At 70.1% G+C, this 18100-nt stretch carries 14 protein-coding genes and 1 pseudogene; 10 read left to right on the top strand and 5 right to left on the bottom strand.

Annotated features, from left to right (window positions below; all coding sequences use genetic code 11):
* Positions 1-132: 132 nt before the first annotated feature.
* The 5 genes and pseudogenes from ACIP8W_RS24095 to ACIP8W_RS24075 all read left to right on the top strand — a co-directional run.
* Positions 133-903: pseudogene (locus ACIP8W_RS24095) on the top strand (beta-ketoacyl synthase N-terminal-like domain-containing protein); the annotation flags it as partial.
* A 73-nt stretch (positions 904-976) separates the two neighbouring features.
* Positions 977-2536 (top strand): beta-ketoacyl synthase N-terminal-like domain-containing protein, encoded by a 1560-nt coding sequence (locus tag ACIP8W_RS24090; RefSeq protein WP_402204586.1) that lies wholly within the window; start codon positions 977-979, stop codon positions 2534-2536.
* A complete protein-coding gene (locus ACIP8W_RS24085; protein ID WP_402204637.1) occupies positions 2440-3300 on the top strand; it encodes an acyltransferase domain-containing protein in 861 nt (286 codons plus the stop codon). The genes ACIP8W_RS24090 and ACIP8W_RS24085 overlap by 97 nt, the downstream gene beginning before the upstream one ends.
* On the top strand, positions 3297-4595 hold the full coding sequence (locus ACIP8W_RS24080; RefSeq protein ID WP_402204584.1) for an AMP-binding protein: 1299 nt from the start codon (positions 3297-3299) through the stop codon (positions 4593-4595). Before ACIP8W_RS24085 ends, ACIP8W_RS24080 begins: the two co-directional genes overlap by 4 nt.
* Positions 4544-4972, top strand: a complete 429-nt coding sequence (locus ACIP8W_RS24075; protein ID WP_402204582.1) for a hypothetical protein — start codon at positions 4544-4546, stop codon at positions 4970-4972. The genes ACIP8W_RS24080 and ACIP8W_RS24075 overlap by 52 nt, the downstream gene beginning before the upstream one ends.
* A 466-nt stretch (positions 4973-5438) precedes the next feature.
* Here ACIP8W_RS24075 and ACIP8W_RS24070 read toward each other — a convergent pair whose 3' ends face one another.
* The 4 genes from ACIP8W_RS24070 to ACIP8W_RS24055 all read right to left on the bottom strand — a co-directional run bounded on the left by ACIP8W_RS24070 (position 5439) and on the right by ACIP8W_RS24055 (position 9143).
* The gene (locus ACIP8W_RS24070) at positions 5439-7607 is read right to left on the bottom strand and encodes a permease (RefSeq protein WP_402204580.1); all 2169 of its coding nucleotides are present in this window, start codon (positions 7605-7607) and stop codon (positions 5439-5441) included.
* Complete coding sequence (locus tag ACIP8W_RS24065) at positions 7607-8290, bottom strand: ABC transporter ATP-binding protein (protein ID WP_402204578.1); 684 nt, start codon at positions 8288-8290, stop codon at positions 7607-7609. The genes ACIP8W_RS24070 and ACIP8W_RS24065 overlap by 1 nt, the downstream gene beginning before the upstream one ends.
* 83 nt (positions 8291-8373) lie before the next feature.
* Positions 8374-8721: a hypothetical protein gene (locus ACIP8W_RS24060; protein ID WP_401956335.1), complete on the bottom strand. Its 348-nt coding sequence runs from the start codon at positions 8719-8721 to the stop codon at positions 8374-8376.
* 14 nt (positions 8722-8735) lie between these two features.
* Positions 8736-9143, bottom strand: a complete 408-nt coding sequence (locus ACIP8W_RS24055; protein ID WP_402204576.1) for a hypothetical protein — start codon at positions 9141-9143, stop codon at positions 8736-8738.
* Between the two features lie 160 nt (positions 9144-9303).
* On the opposite strand from ACIP8W_RS24055, the gene ACIP8W_RS24050 reads away from it, so the two are divergent.
* Positions 9304-9795 carry a hypothetical protein gene (locus tag ACIP8W_RS24050; protein ID WP_402204574.1) on the top strand — a complete coding sequence of 164 codons (492 nt, stop codon included), beginning with the start codon at positions 9304-9306 and terminating at the stop codon, positions 9793-9795.
* Positions 9737-10240, top strand: a complete 504-nt coding sequence (locus tag ACIP8W_RS24045) for a hypothetical protein (RefSeq protein ID WP_401956333.1) — start codon at positions 9737-9739, stop codon at positions 10238-10240. Before ACIP8W_RS24050 ends, ACIP8W_RS24045 begins: the two co-directional genes overlap by 59 nt.
* A 329-nt stretch (positions 10241-10569) precedes the next feature.
* On the opposite strand, the gene ACIP8W_RS24040 is transcribed toward ACIP8W_RS24045, so the two are convergent.
* Positions 10570-12408 (bottom strand): APC family permease, encoded by a 1839-nt coding sequence (locus tag ACIP8W_RS24040; RefSeq protein WP_402204572.1) that lies wholly within the window; start codon positions 12406-12408, stop codon positions 10570-10572.
* A 549-nt stretch (positions 12409-12957) separates the two neighbouring features.
* On the opposite strand from ACIP8W_RS24040, the gene ACIP8W_RS24035 reads away from it, so the two are divergent.
* The 3 genes from ACIP8W_RS24035 to ACIP8W_RS24025 all read left to right on the top strand — a co-directional run bounded on the left by ACIP8W_RS24035 (position 12958) and on the right by ACIP8W_RS24025 (position 18087).
* Complete coding sequence (locus ACIP8W_RS24035; protein WP_402204570.1) at positions 12958-14913, top strand: amino acid transporter; 1956 nt, start codon at positions 12958-12960, stop codon at positions 14911-14913.
* A 1058-nt stretch (positions 14914-15971) separates the two neighbouring features.
* Positions 15972-17051, top strand: a complete 1080-nt coding sequence (locus ACIP8W_RS24030; protein WP_402204568.1) for an AIR synthase-related protein — start codon at positions 15972-15974, stop codon at positions 17049-17051.
* A 76-nt stretch (positions 17052-17127) separates the two neighbouring features.
* Positions 17128-18087, top strand: a complete 960-nt coding sequence (locus ACIP8W_RS24025) for a MazG nucleotide pyrophosphohydrolase domain-containing protein (protein ID WP_402204566.1) — start codon at positions 17128-17130, stop codon at positions 18085-18087.
* The last annotated feature ends 13 nt before the right edge of the window (positions 18088-18100 follow it).

Below are 18100 nucleotides of genomic sequence, written 5' to 3'. Positions count from 1 at the left end.
CGGATACCCGCGTACATGCTCACGGCGCTGTGCGAGAGAGGACAGCGCCGGGCACGCACGCCCACCATGTGATCAGCGGGGCGGGGCTGTCGCGCTACGGGTTCGGCGGCATCGTCGGCACGGGCAGGGTGAATGTACGTCGCCACCGGATCGAGCCCTCGACCGGCGCATCCGGAGGGCCGCGCCCAGGGCGCTCCCCCGCCGTCAACACAGGCGCTCCGGCGGTGCGGAACCGATCCGAGCCGCACACCGCACACCAGCCAGCGGCCGACGGCCGCTTCGAGCCCCGGCGACCGAATATGGCCGGGGCCATACCCGGTTGATCTGCTGATACGCTCGTTGGCGCGCTCTAACAGGACGCACATCACCATTACCGGCCGTTCGGTCACAACCTTCCCCATTCCGACCCATAGGGGAAGTGGGGGCCTGCCAGTGCCATCAGCGACTCAGCTGCGCGATTTTCTGTGTGCCGGGATTGCCGAGCAGTGTGATCTGCGGCCCGAGAACATCGAAACCGACCGGCCCACACAGGAGTTCGGGCTGTCCTCGCGTGGGACGGTGACCGTCATCGCCGCCGTACAGGAGTTCCTCGGGCGTCCGTTGTCCCCTGCCCTGGTCTGGGAGTTCCCGACCGTCGATCTGCTCGTCGACGGGCTGCTCGCCACTCCTCCCGGCGAGGCTCTCGGTGTCACCGGCGCGCGGCAGGAACAGGAGCAGGAGCCGAGTCAGGCGCGCGGCGGACCGGATATCGCGGTCGTGGGCATCGGCTGCCGCCTGCCCGGTGGTGTTGTCGGTCCCGCGGGCTTCTGGGAGCTGCTGATGCGCGGCGAGGACGCCGTGACACAGGTTCCGTCCGGACGATGGGAACGGTTCGGCACGGCGGGGCGGGGAGTCTCGCGGCATGGCGGGTTCCTCGACGATGTCGCCGGGTTCGACGCCGCGTTCTTCGGGATATCGCCGCGCCGAGGCGGAGTTGATGGATCCGCGGCAGAGAATCCTGCTGGAGGTGGCGTGGGAGGCGCTGGAGCACGCCGGGCTTGCGCCCCGTTCGCTGGCCGGGAGTCGGACCGGTGTGTTCGTGGGTGTCAGCTCCTCCGAGTACGCGCATCTGACCACCGCCGATCCCGACCGGGTCGAGGGGTGGACGGCCACCGGAGCCGCGTCGAGCATCGCCGCCAACCGGCTCTCGTACGCCCTTGACCTGCGCGGGCCCAGTCTGGCGGTCGACACCGCGTGCTCGTCCTCGCTGGTCTCCGCCCATCTCGCGACGCGGTCGCTGCGGGCGGGAGAGACGGACCTGGCGCCGGCCGGAGGCGTCAATCTGCTGCTCTCCCCGGTCATCACCCGCGCCTTCGACGAGGCGGGTGGCACTTCGCCGGACGGTCGCTGCAAGGCGTTCTCGGCGTCCGCCGACGGCATGGTACGGAGCGAGGGATGCGGGCTCGTCGTACTCAAAAGGCTTCAGGACGCGCTCCGGGACGGGGACGAGGTCCTCGCCGTGGTGCGGGGTTCGGCCGTCAACTCGGACGGGCGTTCCAACGGTCTGGTGGCGCCCAGCCTCCCGGCACAGCGGGACGTCCTGCGCGAGGCGTACGCGGACGCACGCGTCGAACCGGCGCGTGTCGGCTACGTGGAGGCCCACGGGACCGGCACGGCACTCGGTGACCCGTTCGAGGCGACGGCGCTCTCCGGAGTGTTGTGCGCCGGCCGGCCCCGGTGGCGACCGCTGGTCATCGGCTCGGCCAAGACCAACCTCGGGCACCTGGAGGCCGCCGCCGGGATCACCGGGTTCATCAAGGCCGTACTGGCTCTGCGTCACCAACTGGTTCCCGACTCACTGCACTTCGACGCGCCGAGCCCGCATATCGACTTCGCCGCGCTGAAGTTGAGGGTCGCCGCCGCCACCACTTCCTGGCCGGGTACGACAGGACGGCCGCTGGCGGGCGTCTCGGCCTTCGGTTTCGGTGGGACCAACGCACACGTCGTCCTCGAAGCGGCGTCCGAGCGGGCCTCCGTGCCCCAGCACGCCCCTGGCCCTGGACGCGCCGCCCCGCAACAGGCAGCGTCCGCCGGTCCGGCCGGCCCCGATGCCCGTGGGGTGCGCCACCATGTTCTCACCGACGCACCCCACGCCGCCGATCTCGCCGCGTGGCTGGAGCGCGGGAGCGCCTCGGCGGACGTGGACGACGTGGCACACACGCCGGCGCGCCGGGGCACCCGCCGTCGCGCCCGGCTTGTCGTCACCGCCCGCGACCGGGCCGAACTGGCCACGGCGCTACGGGCGGTGGGGCGGGGCGAGCACCATCCCGCCGTGGCCACCGGCGAAGGACCCGCCGCCGAGGCCGCGCCCGTGTGGGTCTTCTCGGGCTACCAGCCGGCCTGGCCGGACGTACGGCGGCGCTGGCCGGCGAACCGGTCTTCGCGACAGCCGTCGAGGAGATCGGGGAGAGCGTCGAGAAGGAGTCCGGTCTCGCCCTGCGCGCCGCCGTCCAGGGCGAGTTCACCCCGCGCGGCCCCGGGCAGGTCATGCCGATGATCTACGGCCTGCAACTGGCCCTCGCCCGGCTGTGGCGGCACCACGGCGTCGTACCGGCGGCCGTGATCGGCCATTCCATGGGCGAGGTCGCCGCCGCCGTGACCGCGGGCGCCCTGACCGTACGGGACGGCGCCCGGGTCGTCGCCCGCCGCTCGGGGCTGCTGGCCCGGCTGACCGGGCAGGGAGCGATGGCCGTCCTGGGTGCGCCGGGCGAGCGAGCGGCCGTCGAGGCGGCGGACGCCGGACTCGGCGGCCTCCACGTCGCCGTCTTCTCCAGCCCCGGCCAGTGTGTGGTGACCGGGGACCGGGCCCAGGTCGAGAAGCCGGCCGCGCCGGCCGGGGCCCGTGGTGTGTTCGCCCGGGTCATGACGGCCGAGGGCGCCGGTCACTCGCCCCAGGTCGACCCCCTCCTCGACGAGTTGACCGGTCTGCTCACCGAACTGGCCCCCACCGCACCACACCTGCCGTTCTACTCGACGGTCCTGCCCGGAGCGACCGGAACCACCCGGAGCACAGGGAGCACAGGGCTCGAATCCGGCTGCATCGCCGTTGTCAACCGCAAGGAACTCGGCCTGGACGAAGCCGGGTTGAAGGACACGGCAGGCTGGCGGCGGCTCGGCGAGGAGCGGCTCGCCCTCTTCCGTACCCCGGCCGCCCCCGTGACCGTCGCCTCCACCGCCCCGGCCGCCCCCGTGACCGTCGCCTCCATCGCCCCGGCCTCCACAACCACCACTCCGGCCACCGCAACCAAGGAGAACGCGTGATCACCCTCGTCGAGCGCGCGGCCGTCTGGGCCCGGAGCACCCCCGACCAGGCCGCCTACACGTACGTCGACCACACCCACGAACCGGACGGCATCCGGCACACCCTCACCTGGGCACAGGTCGACACCCGTGCCCGCGCGCTGGCCGCCCGTATCCGCCGGCACACGGACCCCGGCGAGCGCGTCGCCGTCCTGGCCCCGCAGGGCCTGGACTACATCACGGCGTTCCTCGGCGCCTGCTACGCCCGGGTCATCGCCGTACCGCTGTTCACCCCGGACCTGCCGGCCCACGGCGAACGCCTTCTCCACTCCTTCAACGACAGCGCTCCCGCCGCCGTCCTCACCACGAGCGCCGCGCTCCCGCACGTGGAGGCGTTCCTCGGCGGGGTCGGCGTCGCCGAACCCGCCGACCTGATCTGTGTCGACGAGGTCGGTGACGTCCTCGCCGCCCAGTTCCAGGCCGAACCGATACGTCCCCACGACCCCGCCTACCTCCAGTACGCCTCCGGCCCCACCAGCAGCCCGGCGGGCGTGGTCATCAGCCATGCCAACCTCACCGCCAACGCCGATCAGATCTGGACCGCCTTCGAGGCGCGGCCCGGTGACACCGCCCTGGTGAGCTGGCTCCCGCTCTTCCACGACATGGGCCTGATGCTCACGGTCCTCGCCCCGCTCACCCACGGCGACCTCGCACTCTTCACCGATCCCGTCGCCTTCCTCATGCGCCCCGCCCGATGGCTGGAACTCGCCGCCTCCTGTGAACGCGACGTCTACACGGCGGGCCCCAACTTCGCGTACGACTACTGCGCCAAACACATCACCGAGGACGAGAAGCGCGCCCTCGACCTCTCCCGTCTACGCGTCTGTATGAACGGGGCCGAGCCCATCCGCCCGGCCACCGTCAGACTCTTCGCGGAGACCTTCGCCGCCTGCGGGCTGCGCCCCGAAGCCCCCACCCCCGTCTACGGCCTCGCCGAAGCCGTCGTGTTCGTCGCCACCGCGCCGACCGGCGACCTCGCCGTCACCACCGTCTCCGACGCCGAGGCGCTCGGCCTGGGCCGCGCGGTCAAGGCCGAAGCCACCGCCAGAGCGTCGAACTCGTCGCGTGCGGGCGCCCCGAAGGACAGCGGATCACCATCGTCGATCCCGAGACCGGCCTCGCCCTCGACCCCGGACACGTCGGCGAGATCCACGTCAGCGGCCCCAACGTCGCCGCCGCCTACTGGCGCGCCCCCCAGCGCTCCGTGGACACATTCGGTGGGGACGGCCTGCTGCGCACCGGCGACCTCGGTGTGATGTACGACGATCAGCTCTACATCACGGGTCGCCTCAAGGATCTGGTCATTCTCAACGGCCGGAACCACTACCCCCAGGACATCGAGGCGACCGTCCACACCGCCCACCCCGGTGTACGCCCCGGGCGCGCCGTCGCCTTCTCCGTACCCGGGACGGAGACCGAGCGCCTGGTCATCGTCATCGAGTACGCCGGTGACGACGGACCGGAGACAGTCGTCCGCGAGGTGCGCAGCGCGGTGAAGGCCCGTCACGACCTGCGCGCCGACGACATCGTCCTGACGGCGCCCGGCGGTGTCTCCCGTACCTCCAGTGGCAAGCTCGCCCGCCGCGCCACACGCCACGACTACCTCACCGGAGCGCTCCCGCCGTACGCATAGCCATCCCCTCGCGATCGGCCCGCGCGACGCCCGGGCCGATCGCGAGCGGGTCAGCGTACGGTGCCGTCCCACTGCCGGTCCCCACTCCTGGGCGGCCCCGGGGAGCGCGGACCGGCCCGTACGTCCACGGCCGTGTCGCGGACGGTGCAGGCGAGGAGGGACGTGGCGATACGGAGGCCGTCCAGGCACGCCGGGATGGGGGCTTGGGGACGAGGGAGGCGAAGAGGGTGACGTAACGGTCGACGGTGCGGGCCCTTTCGCAGTCGGGCCGCCTGGCTGTCGGTCTTCTCCGGGCTCGTAAGGCGAATGCCCCGTCGCCGCTGGGGGCCACGGCCAAGAAGGTGTACGACCGGGCCCAGCGCGGCCGACACCGGCAGGCAGCCGCACGGAGCTCTCGCCCGTGCGGCACCGGGCTTCTCGCACACACGCCCGTCCCGGCGGGAGCCGGGCCGTGGTGTGTCTCCGTTCAGTCGGCGGCGGGGCGCCACTGGTCGGCCTCCCGGGCCGCCGCGCGGGCGCCGAGGAACCCTACGGCCAGGGAAACCACGGCACACGCCATGACCCCGAGTCCGAGCACCGTCCAGGACACCGACCCTTCCTGTACGAGGGCGATGAAGAACACCGAATGCCACGCGGTCACGACCCCGGTGACCACGGTGGAGATGAGCAGCGGAACGGTCAGATGCCATGAGGTCACAGAGCGGAACACCCGGCGGTGGCCGGTCAGGACGGCGAGCGGGGCGAGCGCGTGGCGGACCCGTACGAACTCCGCCGCCGCGCTCATCGAACCGGCCACGAGAATGAACAGGATGCCGGTGACGCCGAACAGCTGGATCCAGTTCGGCAGGCGAGCGCGTGAGGACCCCCACCAGTTCCCGCCCAGGGCCTCGACCTGCACCGAGGGGTTGGGAAGGGTGAACGCGGCCTGCTTCACCGCGCCGAGTTGCCCCGGTGCGGCGGTCACCACGAGCAGGGACTGTGTGCCGTCCGGCTTCACACTGACCTGTGGGGCCCGAGCGAATCTGACATCGCCGTACCAACGGCGCAGCTCTTCCACCGTGGCCGACCGGGCGCCGCTTCCCGTCGTCGCCGTCGTGTCACCGTCACAGGTCACCCGCAGCACGCTCAGGTCGCGGCAGGATCCCCCGATGGTCGTCCAGGGTTCCCTGGGCGCTCCCGGATCGTAAAAAGTCCTGTTCAGCACTATCGAACCGGCCGGAAGCGAGGAGCGGAACCGGTCCGTCTCCGACGCGGTCATGCCGCCGGCGGTCACCTCGATCACCGTGTCCTTGATCCGCTGGTGTGTGGCGACCGCCGCCTGTGAACGCACTCCGAGTCTGCTGGTCCACACCTGCATCTGGGCGACGATCCCGATACCGATCACCATGGCCAGGGCGAGGCGCACGATCACACCGGGATGCGCGTGTGTCCACCGTCCGCCGATCATGCGGCCCGCGTGTCCCCTGCGCTTCCCGTTGTCGGCGAGCCAGGAACCCAGATGGCGGGTGAGGAGCGCCACGACCGAGGAGAGGAAGGCCCACATCACAACGGTCCCGCAGGTGAACACGGCAAGCTGTGCCTTCCGGGGCATGTACTGGCTCGTCAGGACCAGTGCGACACCGACACCGAAGACGGCCGTACGCCACGCGGGGACACGGGAGGTGAAGGACGCGGGGCGGGTGGACATGCCGTCCCGGGTGACGCGGTGCGTACCCACCACGATGCCCAGGACGACCAGCAGAGATACCACCGCCGACGCCATGGCGGCCGGCCAGGCCGCCCACACGTCATGGTGGTCGAGGATGTATCCGGTGGGCGCGAGACGGATGTCCTGCACGGAGGCCACGGCATACGGTACGAACGCGGTGAGCGTTCCCAGCACCGCGGGAATCGCGGCCTCACCGAGGTTGACGATCGTCCGGTGCCGCCATGTCCCGCCCAGGGCTTGCAGCAGGCTGCTGCGCCGGTCACGGGTGCGGGAGCCGACCCGCGCGGCGACCACGGCCAGCGCGAGGGCGGGCAGCCCGGTCAGCGCCCAGAGCGCGAGGACGGGGGAGGTCACGGAGGGCTGGTCGGCCATCTCGCCCGTCGCCCCGCCGCCGCTTCCGAAGGCGGACACCCCCATCCACCTGGGGTCGTCCTTCGGCGGAGCGACCGCCACCCGGACGTACGCGATCCGCTCGGAGGGGGTGACCAGCCCGTCGCGGGTGACGGTTCCGGCGTACCGTCCGTACCGGTTCAGGATTCCCTCTCCGCGTCCGGTCCTGACGAGTTCGGGAGAGAGCAGGACCTCGCCCGGATCCGGCCAGCGAGCCACACCGGCGGGGAGAGGCGCCCCGGAGGTGAGGGGGTGGACGAACACAACGGATACGGGCCGGGAGCCGACGGAGTCGATCCCCTCCCGATACAGCAGCGCGGCGCCCTCGCCGAAAGTGATCACCGGCCCTCTGGCATCCGATCTGGTCTCCCGGCCGTGATACGTCGCCACCGTGGCCACGGTGGCCAAGGTGACGAAGGCGACCGCCGCCGCGGCGCAGAACAGACCCCACCGGCGCAGTCGGTCGCCGGGGGTGGAACGGCCCGCCGCGAGACCGATCCTGAACAACTTCCCTGCGGTTCGGGCCTGTTCGCGCATCAGAGGGCTCCCGCTTCGGTCAGGATCCCGCCGAGGAGCTCGTGACGGCGGTCTGCCTGAGCGGCCACCGCCAGGTCGTGCGTGACCAGCAGCAGCGCGCAGCCCCGTTCACGGGCGGTCGTGAACAGCAGTCGGGCGACACCCTCCTTGGCCTCGGGATCCAGAGCGCCGGTGGGCTCGTCGGCGAGGAGGACGGCCGGATCGGTGATCAACGCGCGCGCAACGGCGGTGCGTTGGCGCTCGCCGCCCGAGAGCATCCCGGTCGGGGTGGCACCGGCGGGGACGCCCAGCTCGTCGAGGAGCTCCTCCGCACGTCGGTAGGCGTCCTGGTGGCGGCCTCCGTCGAGCAGGATCGGCAGGGCCACGTTCTCCACCGGACTCAGCTCGGGAAGGAGTTCACCGAACTGGAACACCATGCCCAGCGTCCCCCGTCGTACCCGCGCGAGCTGCGCGGAGCTGAGCCCGGTGATCTCCCGGCCCCCGGCGGCGACGGTGCCCGCCTGCGGTTTTATCAGACCGAGGACACACATGAGCAGCGTCGACTTGCCGGACCCGCTGGGGCCGGTCACCGCGACCGACTCGCCGGGAGCCACGGATAACTCCACGTTGTCGAGGAGAGCCCGTCCCTCGATCCGGTAGCAGAGGCCGCTCACACGGAGCCCCGGCGAATCACTTTGCTTCACAGAATTTTGCCTCTTGTCGGGAAAGGGAACACCGCGCCGGCCCTTCCCGGACCGACGCGGCAGGTTGGGCGTGAGGAGCAGGCTTACGGAATGACCCAGCCCGAACAGTCGTCCGGCGAACCGTAGTTCTCGTCGCACGCCTTGAACTTGTAGATTCTGGCTCCGTCTGCGGAGTAGACCGTGGTCCCCGAGCCGCTGTGGTTCCACAGGGTCCGCTTGGTCTCCGAGCTGGTCGTCCGGTAGTACTCGGCCTTCGCCGGGTCCCCGTCGCTGCTGTTGTCCTTGACGGCTATCTTCCCGCTCTTGCCGCCGTCGGCGGGAGACCAGGCATGGGCGCCGCCGCCGTAGGCGTCAGCGGCGACAGCCGTGGCGGTGGGTACCGCGAGCGCCGCCGTGAGCAGCGCGGCGGCAACGAACTTCATCCTCGTCATTCGTGTGTACTCCTTCAGATGATGATCCGAAAAGACACAGGGACACACCGAAGAGACATCGACGACCGACCGCCGTCGGCGACAATCCCCCGTTCCCCGATGACGTCCAAACCGGAACCCCGGCACGACGCGTCGATCACCATAAGCAAGTGGGGTGTACGCGAAAAGAGTTGACGTCCCGGCGGCTCAAAACCGATCACCCTGAGCCGACCTGGCCTTTTGGTCGACACGCGCGCATAAACGCTGCGTACGCTGCCGATAATCGCCGAAAATTTGGCCTGAATCCAGTCTTCGGAATCCAAGGCTCCGCGCCGACCAGCGAAAACCGCCTCGCACACCGATTCACTCCACCCCGGCGCGACGCTTCCCGATAACCCATCGTGATCGAAGATCACATCCGGAACTTGAGGAAGCACGCCCATCGATACCCTCATCAAGTCAATCCCGGGAAAGGTTTTTTCTGGTAAAGCTACCGCTTCTTCGCCGACGGACAGCCTTCACGAACAGTGCTGGTCGGTTCCCCGTCGCGCTCCGGACCGCGAGAATCCGTATCGGCCCGACGTCGCCAACAGCACGCCACTGATGGGGAGTTCCGCCCGGGTAGCAGATACTGTCCCCCGCTCCCAGTACGTGGAGGCGAGGACCGTCGACACCACCACCACTGACAGCACCACCACCGCCACCGTCCGGTTGCAGCGGGCCCGTGTGTGGACCGGCCTGTTCGCCGCCTTCGGCGACCGGGCATCCGCGACCGCCGCGCTGTCCGCACTGGTCCAACTGGAGCCGGCACCACGGCTGGCGTCGCTGGACGAGGCGGACCTCGTCAAGGTCTACCGGCCCGACCCGGCGCTGGACCCCACCGCCCTGAGTGTGCGCGCCATCGTCGAGGAGAGCGCCGTCGCCGAGCCGAGGGCGATCATCGACGCACGGCGGAAGGACCCAGGACGTCCGGCCCGCGCCGCACGGGCCCGCGCTGGTCAGCTCGCTGTCCTTCAACCACCCCACCTACCACCTGATGAAGGCCGAGGACGGCTGGTTCCGTCTGGAGGTCGGCGGCGATGTCCTCCTCGGTGACACCGCCGAGATCAGGAAGATCTTCCCCGGGAGACTGCTGCGTCTGGAGGGCATGCGCTCGGGCACGGTCGGCATGCTGATGGCCCGGTACGAGGACGAACAGACCGTCCACGAGGGCATCGCCGCCCTGGAGGCCCTCGGTGTCGGTGTGCACAGCCCGCACAACTGGTATGCCGACCGGCGCCTCGACCTCGTACGGGAAGCGGCACGCACCGCCGACCCGCTGGGTCTGCTCAACCCCGGCAAGATCCCCGACTTCGGCACCGGCAACGGCGGATCCGGGCGGTCGTGTACGTCGGCACCGACTTCGTGGCAGCCGCGAACAGGGACTACAAGGTGTACGAAGAAGAACTCGACGTCACCAGCCGCATCAACAAGGCACGGGGAGACAAGGCGTTCCGCGGGATCGCCCTCGGACAGAACTACTTCAGGCTGCTGGGCGTGAAGCGGACGACCCCGAAGGTATGCCCGACACACTGACGCCTCTCCTCCGACCGCGCGGAGAACCGAGTTGGGACCTGATGCTCCATCAGACGGACCTGACGAACCGTCAGAGAGGCTCGACCGATTGTTTGATCGGCGGGGCGAGAGCATGAAAGGGGGACTTTATACTTGTGCCAAAGGAGAGGGCAGGATGCCCTCACTCCACCCCACCCCACCATGTCGGCGCTCTCCGCGCGCTCGCGCAGCGGTCCCCTCACGTGGGGGTGTCCTATGTCCTTCGTCAAGGACATAGGACACCCCCCCAGGCGCCTGAACACACCGACGGCCACGTCAGATACGAAATCGCAGCCGACAGATCACCGCGTCCGTGTCCTTCCGTACGGCGTGGGCGACCACCGCGCCCCGCTGGTTCTGCAGCAGCCGCTGCCACAGTCGGTCCGGCTCGACCTCGGGGATCAGCACCGTCACTCGGGTGCCGGGCTCGGCAGCGGCCGTCTCGACCACGTACGCGACGATCGGGCGGCCGAGGGAGCGGCGCTCGGAGGTGAGCGGGATCAGCGGCACCCCGGGATCCCAGCGCGCCCAGTCGCGGGCCAGGGCAGCTGCGTGGGCACGGTCCTCGGGCTCGGAGTGGCAGACGGTGACCGCGCGTACCTCGTCGCCGAGCGAGGCGGCGGCGTTCAGGGCCTCGACGGTCAGCCGGGACAGGTTCGAGACCGGCACGATCACCACGGACCGGTCGCGGTGCGGCGGCTCGGGTATACGGCCCAGGCCCAGCCGCTCACCGATCCGGGCGTACGCGCGGTGCACGGCGGTGAAGGCGGCCACCAGCAGCGGCAGTGCGATCACAATCAGCCAAGCGCCCTCCTCGAACTTCGTCGCCGTGACCACGACCGCCGATATACCGGTCAGCAAGGCACCGAAGCCGTTCAGCAGCGCCTTGCTCCGCCGGCCCGTACCCCGCTCCTCGCGCCAGTGCCGGACCATTCCGACCTGGGCGATGGTGAAACCGACGAAGACACCAATGGCGAACAGCGGCACGAGGGTGTTGGTGTCACCGCCGGAGAAGACCAGTAGCACGGCGGAGATCAGGGACAGCGCCAGTACGCCGTGGCGGTGGACCTGGCGGTCGGCCTTCAGGGCGAAGACGTGCGGCAGGTAGTTGTCACGGGCCAGCAGCTTCAGCAGTACCGGAAGCCCGCCGAAGGACGTGTTCGCGGAGAGAGCGAGCAGGATCATCGTCGCGAACTGGATGACGTAGAAAGCCCAGTTGTGCCCGAGCGAGGCATCCGCGAGCTGAGCGAGGACGGTGACGCCCTCGACCGGCTGGAGATGGAATCGCGAGATCAGCACCGACAGGCCGATCAACATCACGCCGAGCACGGCGCCCAGGGCCACCTCGGCGCGCTGGGCGCGCTTCACTCTCGGCACCCGGAAGGACGGCACGGCGTTGGCGAGGGCCTCCACACCGGTGAGCGCCGAACAACCCGAGGCGAAGGCTTTCAGCAGGAGCAGTGCCCCGACGGTGGTGGCGTTGTCGGCGAGGACGGAGGTATGCCCGGCCGTGGCGGCCGTGCTGACGGGCGCGGACCGGAACATCCCCACCACGATGAGGACGAGGATCGACCCGACGAACACCACGGTCGGCACGATGAACGCCTTCGCCGACTCCACGATCCCCCGCAGGTTCACCCCGGTGATCAGCACCAGCACACCCAGGCACAGCCACAGCCGGTCGCCGTACAGGGAGGGAAACGCCGAGGTCAGGGCGGCGACACCCGCGGTCACGGCGACGGCGACATTGAGTACGTAGTCCAGGACCAGGGAGGCAGCGGCCACCAGGCTGGCGCGCGCCCCGAGGTGCGTCCTCGCGACGGCGTACGAACCGCCGCCGTCCGGGAAGGCCGCGATGACCTGCCGGTACGAGGCGACCAGCACCGCCAGCAGCCCGGCGATGGCCAGCGTCACCGGCAGTGTGAAGCCGAGCCCGTGCGCACCGGCGGCGGCCAGCACCAGGACGATCGCCTCCGGGCCGTACGCCACCGACGCCATCGCGTCCAGCGAGAGAGCGGCCAGGCCGGTGACAGCGGTGAGCCGGTGACGTTCACCGGTATCAGGCGGTTCCTCGCCGGCGGGGGCCTCGCCCGGCTCGATCGTCAGGACGGACATGGGCGCGTGCTCCTTGAACGAAGGGCCCGCGCACGCGGGGATGGCGATGCGCGGGTGCGCCCAGGGTCTGTTCAATTCCCACCCTGTACGACCGCTCCTTGCACCTTCTTCGCGCCAGAGCCCCCGACCTTGGCACGGCCTTGACAGCCGTGTGACCCACACGACGTCCCCCGACGTGGTCGACTGCCGCCCCGCGTGACCGTACGCCGCCTCCGGCCACGGCTGGGCAGCGATGGACCGGCCTGGACAAGGCGCAGACCGTCTCCTGGCAGTGTGCGAGAAAGCCGTGGGGCGACGTACGAGATGACGCTGTGTGTCCACGCCCGATCTGCGGCATGTGACACCCCTTGTGTGGCCCAGAACGCGCCATCGAAGCCAGGACGTCGTCGTCTTGATGTGCCACCGCTGGTCGCACCGCTCTCTTAACGGAAGCTTGACACGCTCGGCAGGCTCATCCGCGGCCCGAGCGTCACTCTCTGCATACGCTGGTGCCGCCGTCCGCGTGATGGCCGAAAACCATACGCCGAGCCGGACATCAGGAGAACGCCGATGGCCACCACCGAACACCCTCCTCCCCCTCGCCTGCGCGCCTGGATGCTGGCGGGCCTGTCCGACATGGGCAAGAGCCGACAGGCGGCACCGCAGCCTGCCAAGCCGGAGCCCGCGCACAAGGGACAGCGCTGGTGGCGGGTGATGTGCCTGACCGGCGTCGACTACTTCTCCACGCTCGGCTACCAGCCGGGCATCGCGGCTCTCGCCGCCGGGCTGTTGTCACCCGTGGCCACCATCGTGCTGGTCGTCGTCACACTGGCGGGCGCGCTGCCGGTGTACCGGCGAGTCGCTGAGGAGAGCCCGCACGGCGAGGGCTCGATCGCCATGCTGGAGCGGCTGCTGACCTTCTGGAAGGGCAAGCTGTTCGTCCTGACCCTGCTCGGTTTCGCCGCCACCGACTTCCTGATCACCATCACCCTGTCGGCCGCCGACGCCTCCACCCACCTGGTGGAGAACCCCCATCTGGCCGATGCCCTGCACGGCAAGCAGGTGCTGATCACACTGGTCCTCGTCGCGCTGCTCGGCGCGGTGTTCCTCAAGGGCTTCCTGGAGGCGATCGGTGTCGCCGTGGTGCTGGTGGGCCTCTACCTGACGCTCAACGTCGTGGTCGTGGTGACCGGGCTCTGGCACGTGGTCACCGAGGGGCATGTGATCAGCGACTGGTCCACCGCCCTGACCGCCGAGCACGGAAACGTTTTCGCCATGGTGGGTGTGGCGCTGCTGGTCTTCCCGAAGCTGGCGCTCGGACTGTCCGGCTTCGAGACCGGTGTGGCCGTCATGCCGCATGTCAAAGGCGATCCCGGGGACACCGAGGAAAACCCCAGGGGCCGTATCCGCGGCACGAAGAAGCTGCTGACCACGGCCGCGCTCATCATGAGCGTGTTCCTGATCGCGACCAGCTTCATCACCACGCTGCTCATCCCGGAGAAGGAGTTCGAGTCGGGCGGCAAGGCCAACGGACGCGCGCTCGCGTATCTGGCGCACGAGTACCTGGGCAACGCCTTCGGCACGGTGTACGACGTGTCCACCATCGCCATCCTGTGGTTCGCCGGCGCCTCGGCGATGGCCGGCCTGCTCAACCTGATGCCCCGCTACCTGCCCCGCTACGGCATGGCCCCGCACTGGGCGCGCGCCGTCCGCCCGATGGTGATCGTCTTCACGCTCATCGGCTTCCTCGTCACCTGGATCTTCGACGCCGACGTCGACGCCCAGGGCGGTGCTTACGCCACCGGCGTCCTGGTCCTCATCAGCTCGGCCGCGATCGCCGTGACCATCGCCGCCCGCAAGGCCGGCCAGCGGGGCTGGACCATCGGCTTCGCCGTGATCTCGGTGGTCTTCCTCTACGTCACCGTCGCGAATGTCATCGAGCGCCCGGACGGCGTGAAGATCGGCGCCTGCTTCATCGCCGGTATCATCCTCGTCTCGCTCCTGTCCCGACTGGCCCGCGCCTTCGAACTCCGCGTCACCAGCGTGACCTTGGACGACATGGCCCAGCGATTCGTACGGGACATCGCCAGCCGCCGGATCCGGTTCATCGCCAACGAGCCCGACAACCGCGACATCACCGAGTACCGCGAGAAGATCGAACAGATCCGCCACGACAACGACATCCCCGCACCGGAGGACTTCGTCTTCGTCGAGGTCACGGTCCTGGATCCCTCGGAATTCGAGGCGGGCCTGACCGTACGCGGCGAGCTCCTGCACGGCCGCTACCGCGTCCTCACCCTGGAGTCGTCCTCCGTCCCCAACGCCCTGGCCGCCCTCGTCCTGCACGTCCGCGACACCACCGGCTGCATCCCGCACATCTACTTCGAGTGGACCGAGGGCAGCCCCTTCACCAACTTCCTCCGGTTCTTCCTCTTCGGACAGGGCGAGGTCGCCCCCGTCACCCGCGAAGTCCTGCGCGAGGCCGAACCGGACCGGGCCCGGCGACCGCGGGTGCACGTGGGCTGATCGCGGCGGCGTCCGGCACCCCGTCGCTACGGCCACCTGTCCGGTGGCAGTCGCCGAACGCCGGAACAGCCCGGTCGGCGCGTCGCGTCCAGCGCCTCGCGCGCCTGTCGGACGCAGGTGTCGAGAATGCCGACCGCGGCGTCGATGCCGGCGTCGGCGTGCTCCGCCATGCCCCGCCATGCCCCGCGTGCGGAAGCGGGCCGCGTCGGAGGCGACCGCGGGCTGTTCGACGAGGGGGCTATGTGCCCGGCCCTGGCAATGAGCCCCGAGGCGATCCCGTCCGTCGGCGGCGTGCCCGATGAGGACGGGGCCGACGGGACAGAGCACGTCGCCCATGACCGCCAGCCCCCCGTGTCGGCGTACTCGACCGCAAGTTCGTCGTGCCGGCGCCCCACCAGTGCCGGGTTGCCGACTTCACCTACGTCAACACCTGGTCGGGAATCGTCCACGGCGCCTTCGTCGTGGGCACCTCTCCAATGATCCCGGCGACCATGGAACATGGTCCCGCCGGTGGATGTGGTGCGCGGCGATGGCCAGGGTGTTGGGGTTGGAAGTGCTGCGGCCGTCGATCGCGTTGTGCGTGAACTTGTCCCGGACGACGGAAAGTTCGCCGAGCGGGAGATCGGTGGCCCTCAGGTCCATGCCCTCGGACCGGGAGGCTGTCGTCCAGGATGATGCGGATGGGTCTCGCCCTGGCCGGTGACGTCGGCAAGTTCAGTCGCGATGCAGTGCAGGCGGTCGTGGCCAGCGCCCAGACGAACCCAGGGAGCGGGGCGGGTGGCCCACAGCTCGGTCGGCAGCAACAGACAGGACGCCGCGGGCGACCTGCGGGTTCTCGGACCGGTTCCCGGGGCAAGGGCGTCTCTTCGGCCGTTGCCGTCCACATTCGGCCGTTGTGCGGACAATGCCTTGTAGTGGAGGGCTGATCGTTACCGTGTGTCCATGTTCCACACCTCACGGTGATCGACGGGTTTCACTTCCGACACCGTGGGGCCCACGACAGTGAACGGCGATGTGGCCCTGTCACATCCGCAATGCAGACAGGCGGTTTGTCTTTCATGTCGGAGTACGAGAAGGCGGGTGTCGACTACTCGGTCCTCGACCGGGTCAAGCGGGCGGCGGCAACGGCCGGGCTGCTGAACTCGTCGGGGGCCCGGGAGTTCGCCGGGTCACGAGGCGCGACCGCCTATGTCTTCGAGGTGGGCGGACTCACGCTCGCGACGGTGACCGAGGGACTGGGCACCAAGTCCGTCATCGCCGAGCAGTTTCTCGACGTGTCCGGGGAGAGCCGGTTCGCCGATCTCGCCGTGGACGCTGTGGCCTCCATCGTCAACGACGTCGTCTCCGTCGGCGCGAATCCGCTGGTCATCACCGCGTACTTCGCCACGGGTGACGCCGCCTGGTACAACGACGAGCGCAAGTCCCTGGAGCTCCTCGCCGGCTGGCAGCGGGCCTGCGAGCAGTCCGGCGCGACCTGGGGCGGAGGCGAGTCACCGGCCCTCCCCGGGTTGCTGACCGGTGCGGGCATCGAACTGGGCGGCAACGCCCTGGCGCTGGTCCCGCCCGGGCGCCGTCCCGTCCTGGGCGACGAGGTGCAACCCGGCGACCGGATCGTCGTGCTGCCGAGTTCGGGGCTCCACACGAACGGGGCCTCGCTGGCCCGGCACGTCTGCGCCGGGCTGACGGACGGCCTGATGACCGCGCTGCAGAGCGGTCGCACCTTGGGCGCGGCGCTGCTGGACCCGTCGGTGCTCTATCCGGCGTTCGTCCGCGCGCTGCTGGACTCACCGGTCGAGCCGCACTTCCTGAACCCGATCACCGGCCACGGCCTGCTGAAGATGATGCGCCCCGCGGCCGACGTGCGCTACGTCATCGACGTACTGCCGGACGTCCCCGAGGTCCTGGACTTCCTGGCGTCCAGCAGCGGAATGTCGCCCTCGGAGGCGTACTCGACGCTCAACATGGGATTCGGCTACGTCGCCGTGGTACCCGCCGCCGACGCCAACCGGACGGTGGACATCGCCCGCGGCGCCGGGTATGAGGCGTTCGTGGCAGGTGAGGTCGTGGCCGGCGACAAGTCGGTGATCGTGCCCTCGCTCGGGATCGAGTACGGCGGCGGCGAACTGCAGATCAGCTGAGGACGGCGGGCTCCGGCGGATTCGGCGGTCGAGGGGCCTCACCGAGGCTCCCCCTTACACAGCAGGAGGCAGAGAGATGAGCGCGGAGCGCGCACAATTACCCGCCGCATTACCCAGGCGGGGCGAGTCCCGGCTGTCGGCCGGGTCGATCGCCCCGGCATCCCCCCACGTCGCAGTCCCGTCGTTCGTTCCCTTCTGGCCGTACGACGATGACACGCCCTGGAGCCCCGGCAGTGCGGGGAGCTCCGTCACCTCCCGCAACAGCCCCCTGGCCCTTGCCCTGTGCGCCGCCGAGCACGCCGACGTGTGCCTCGTGGGCCGTCTGGCGTCGGACCCGGAAGGTGTCTCCTGCGCGCTGGAGGTCGCCGCGCCCGGGAGCGGCTCCCTGCCGGCCGGGGTGCGCCCGCTGGTCGTACGGGGCACGATGGCCTACGCGACGGACACGCCCGAAGGACCGGCCGGATGGCTGCCGTTGAGGCGGATCGCCGGGCTGGCCGAGGACGGCACCTCGCGCGACCTGGCCGAACTCCCCGAAGCTGAACGCGTCACCGTCCTCGAACAGGCCGGACTCGTAGCCCTGGAGCTGCTCGCGGCCGAGCGGGGCGACCCCACCGGGCTGAGCGCCGAGCAACGCGGTTGCATCCGCGTGGCCGAGGAGGAGGCACTCGTCCCCCTGGCCAGGGCCTGTGGTGATCTGGGGCGGACGACGGCTCCTCCGCACGACGACGACCTGCGTGCCCTGCGGCGGTTACAGGAGCGGTGCCGCGACCTCTACGGGCGCCTGGAGCCGGAACGCGCCCTGTCCTGGGCGCTGGAGGAGCTCGGTGAACTGTCGCAGGCGATGCGCCGGGGCGAATCGACCGTGCGTCTGGAGGAGGAGCTCGGTCAGGTGCTCGTCTGGGCGCTGTGCCTGGCGAACATCACACGCACCGACGCCGCCCACGCCTTCGCAAAGGGCTACGCCGGCGAGCGCGAACGTCAGCTGCGCAAGTACGGCACCGTCAAGCCCTACCGGAGGGCGGTCCTGCCATGCTGAGTACGGGTCTACC

Source organism: Streptomyces sp. NPDC088554, from assembly GCF_044752945.1.
GTDB lineage: Bacteria > Actinomycetota > Actinomycetes > Streptomycetales > Streptomycetaceae > Streptomyces.
Note: the sequence above shows the minus strand (reverse complement) of the source record. Positions and strands in the feature narration are given on the sequence as shown.

Excerpts from the sequence above, each read along its gene's own strand:
- ACIP8W_RS24090 (WP_402204586.1), top strand. The coding sequence starts at position 977 with ATGGATCCGCGGCAGAGAATCCTGCTGGAGGTGGCGTGGGAGGCGCTG.
- ACIP8W_RS24070 (WP_402204580.1), bottom strand. The coding sequence starts at position 7,607 with ATGCGCGAACAGGCCCGAACCGCAGGGAAGTTGTTCAGGATCGGTCTC.
- ACIP8W_RS24060 (WP_401956335.1), bottom strand. The coding sequence starts at position 8,721 with ATGACGAGGATGAAGTTCGTTGCCGCCGCGCTGCTCACGGCGGCGCTC.
- ACIP8W_RS24055 (WP_402204576.1), bottom strand. The coding sequence starts at position 9,143 with ATGGGCGTGCTTCCTCAAGTTCCGGATGTGATCTTCGATCACGATGGG.
- ACIP8W_RS24050 (WP_402204574.1), top strand. The coding sequence starts at position 9,304 with ATGGGGAGTTCCGCCCGGGTAGCAGATACTGTCCCCCGCTCCCAGTAC.
- ACIP8W_RS24045 (WP_401956333.1), top strand. The coding sequence starts at position 9,737 with ATGAAGGCCGAGGACGGCTGGTTCCGTCTGGAGGTCGGCGGCGATGTC.
- ACIP8W_RS24040 (WP_402204572.1), bottom strand. The coding sequence starts at position 12,408 with ATGTCCGTCCTGACGATCGAGCCGGGCGAGGCCCCCGCCGGCGAGGAA.
- ACIP8W_RS24035 (WP_402204570.1), top strand. The coding sequence starts at position 12,958 with ATGGCCACCACCGAACACCCTCCTCCCCCTCGCCTGCGCGCCTGGATG.
- ACIP8W_RS24030 (WP_402204568.1), top strand. The coding sequence starts at position 15,972 with ATGTCGGAGTACGAGAAGGCGGGTGTCGACTACTCGGTCCTCGACCGG.
- ACIP8W_RS24025 (WP_402204566.1), top strand. The coding sequence starts at position 17,128 with ATGAGCGCGGAGCGCGCACAATTACCCGCCGCATTACCCAGGCGGGGC.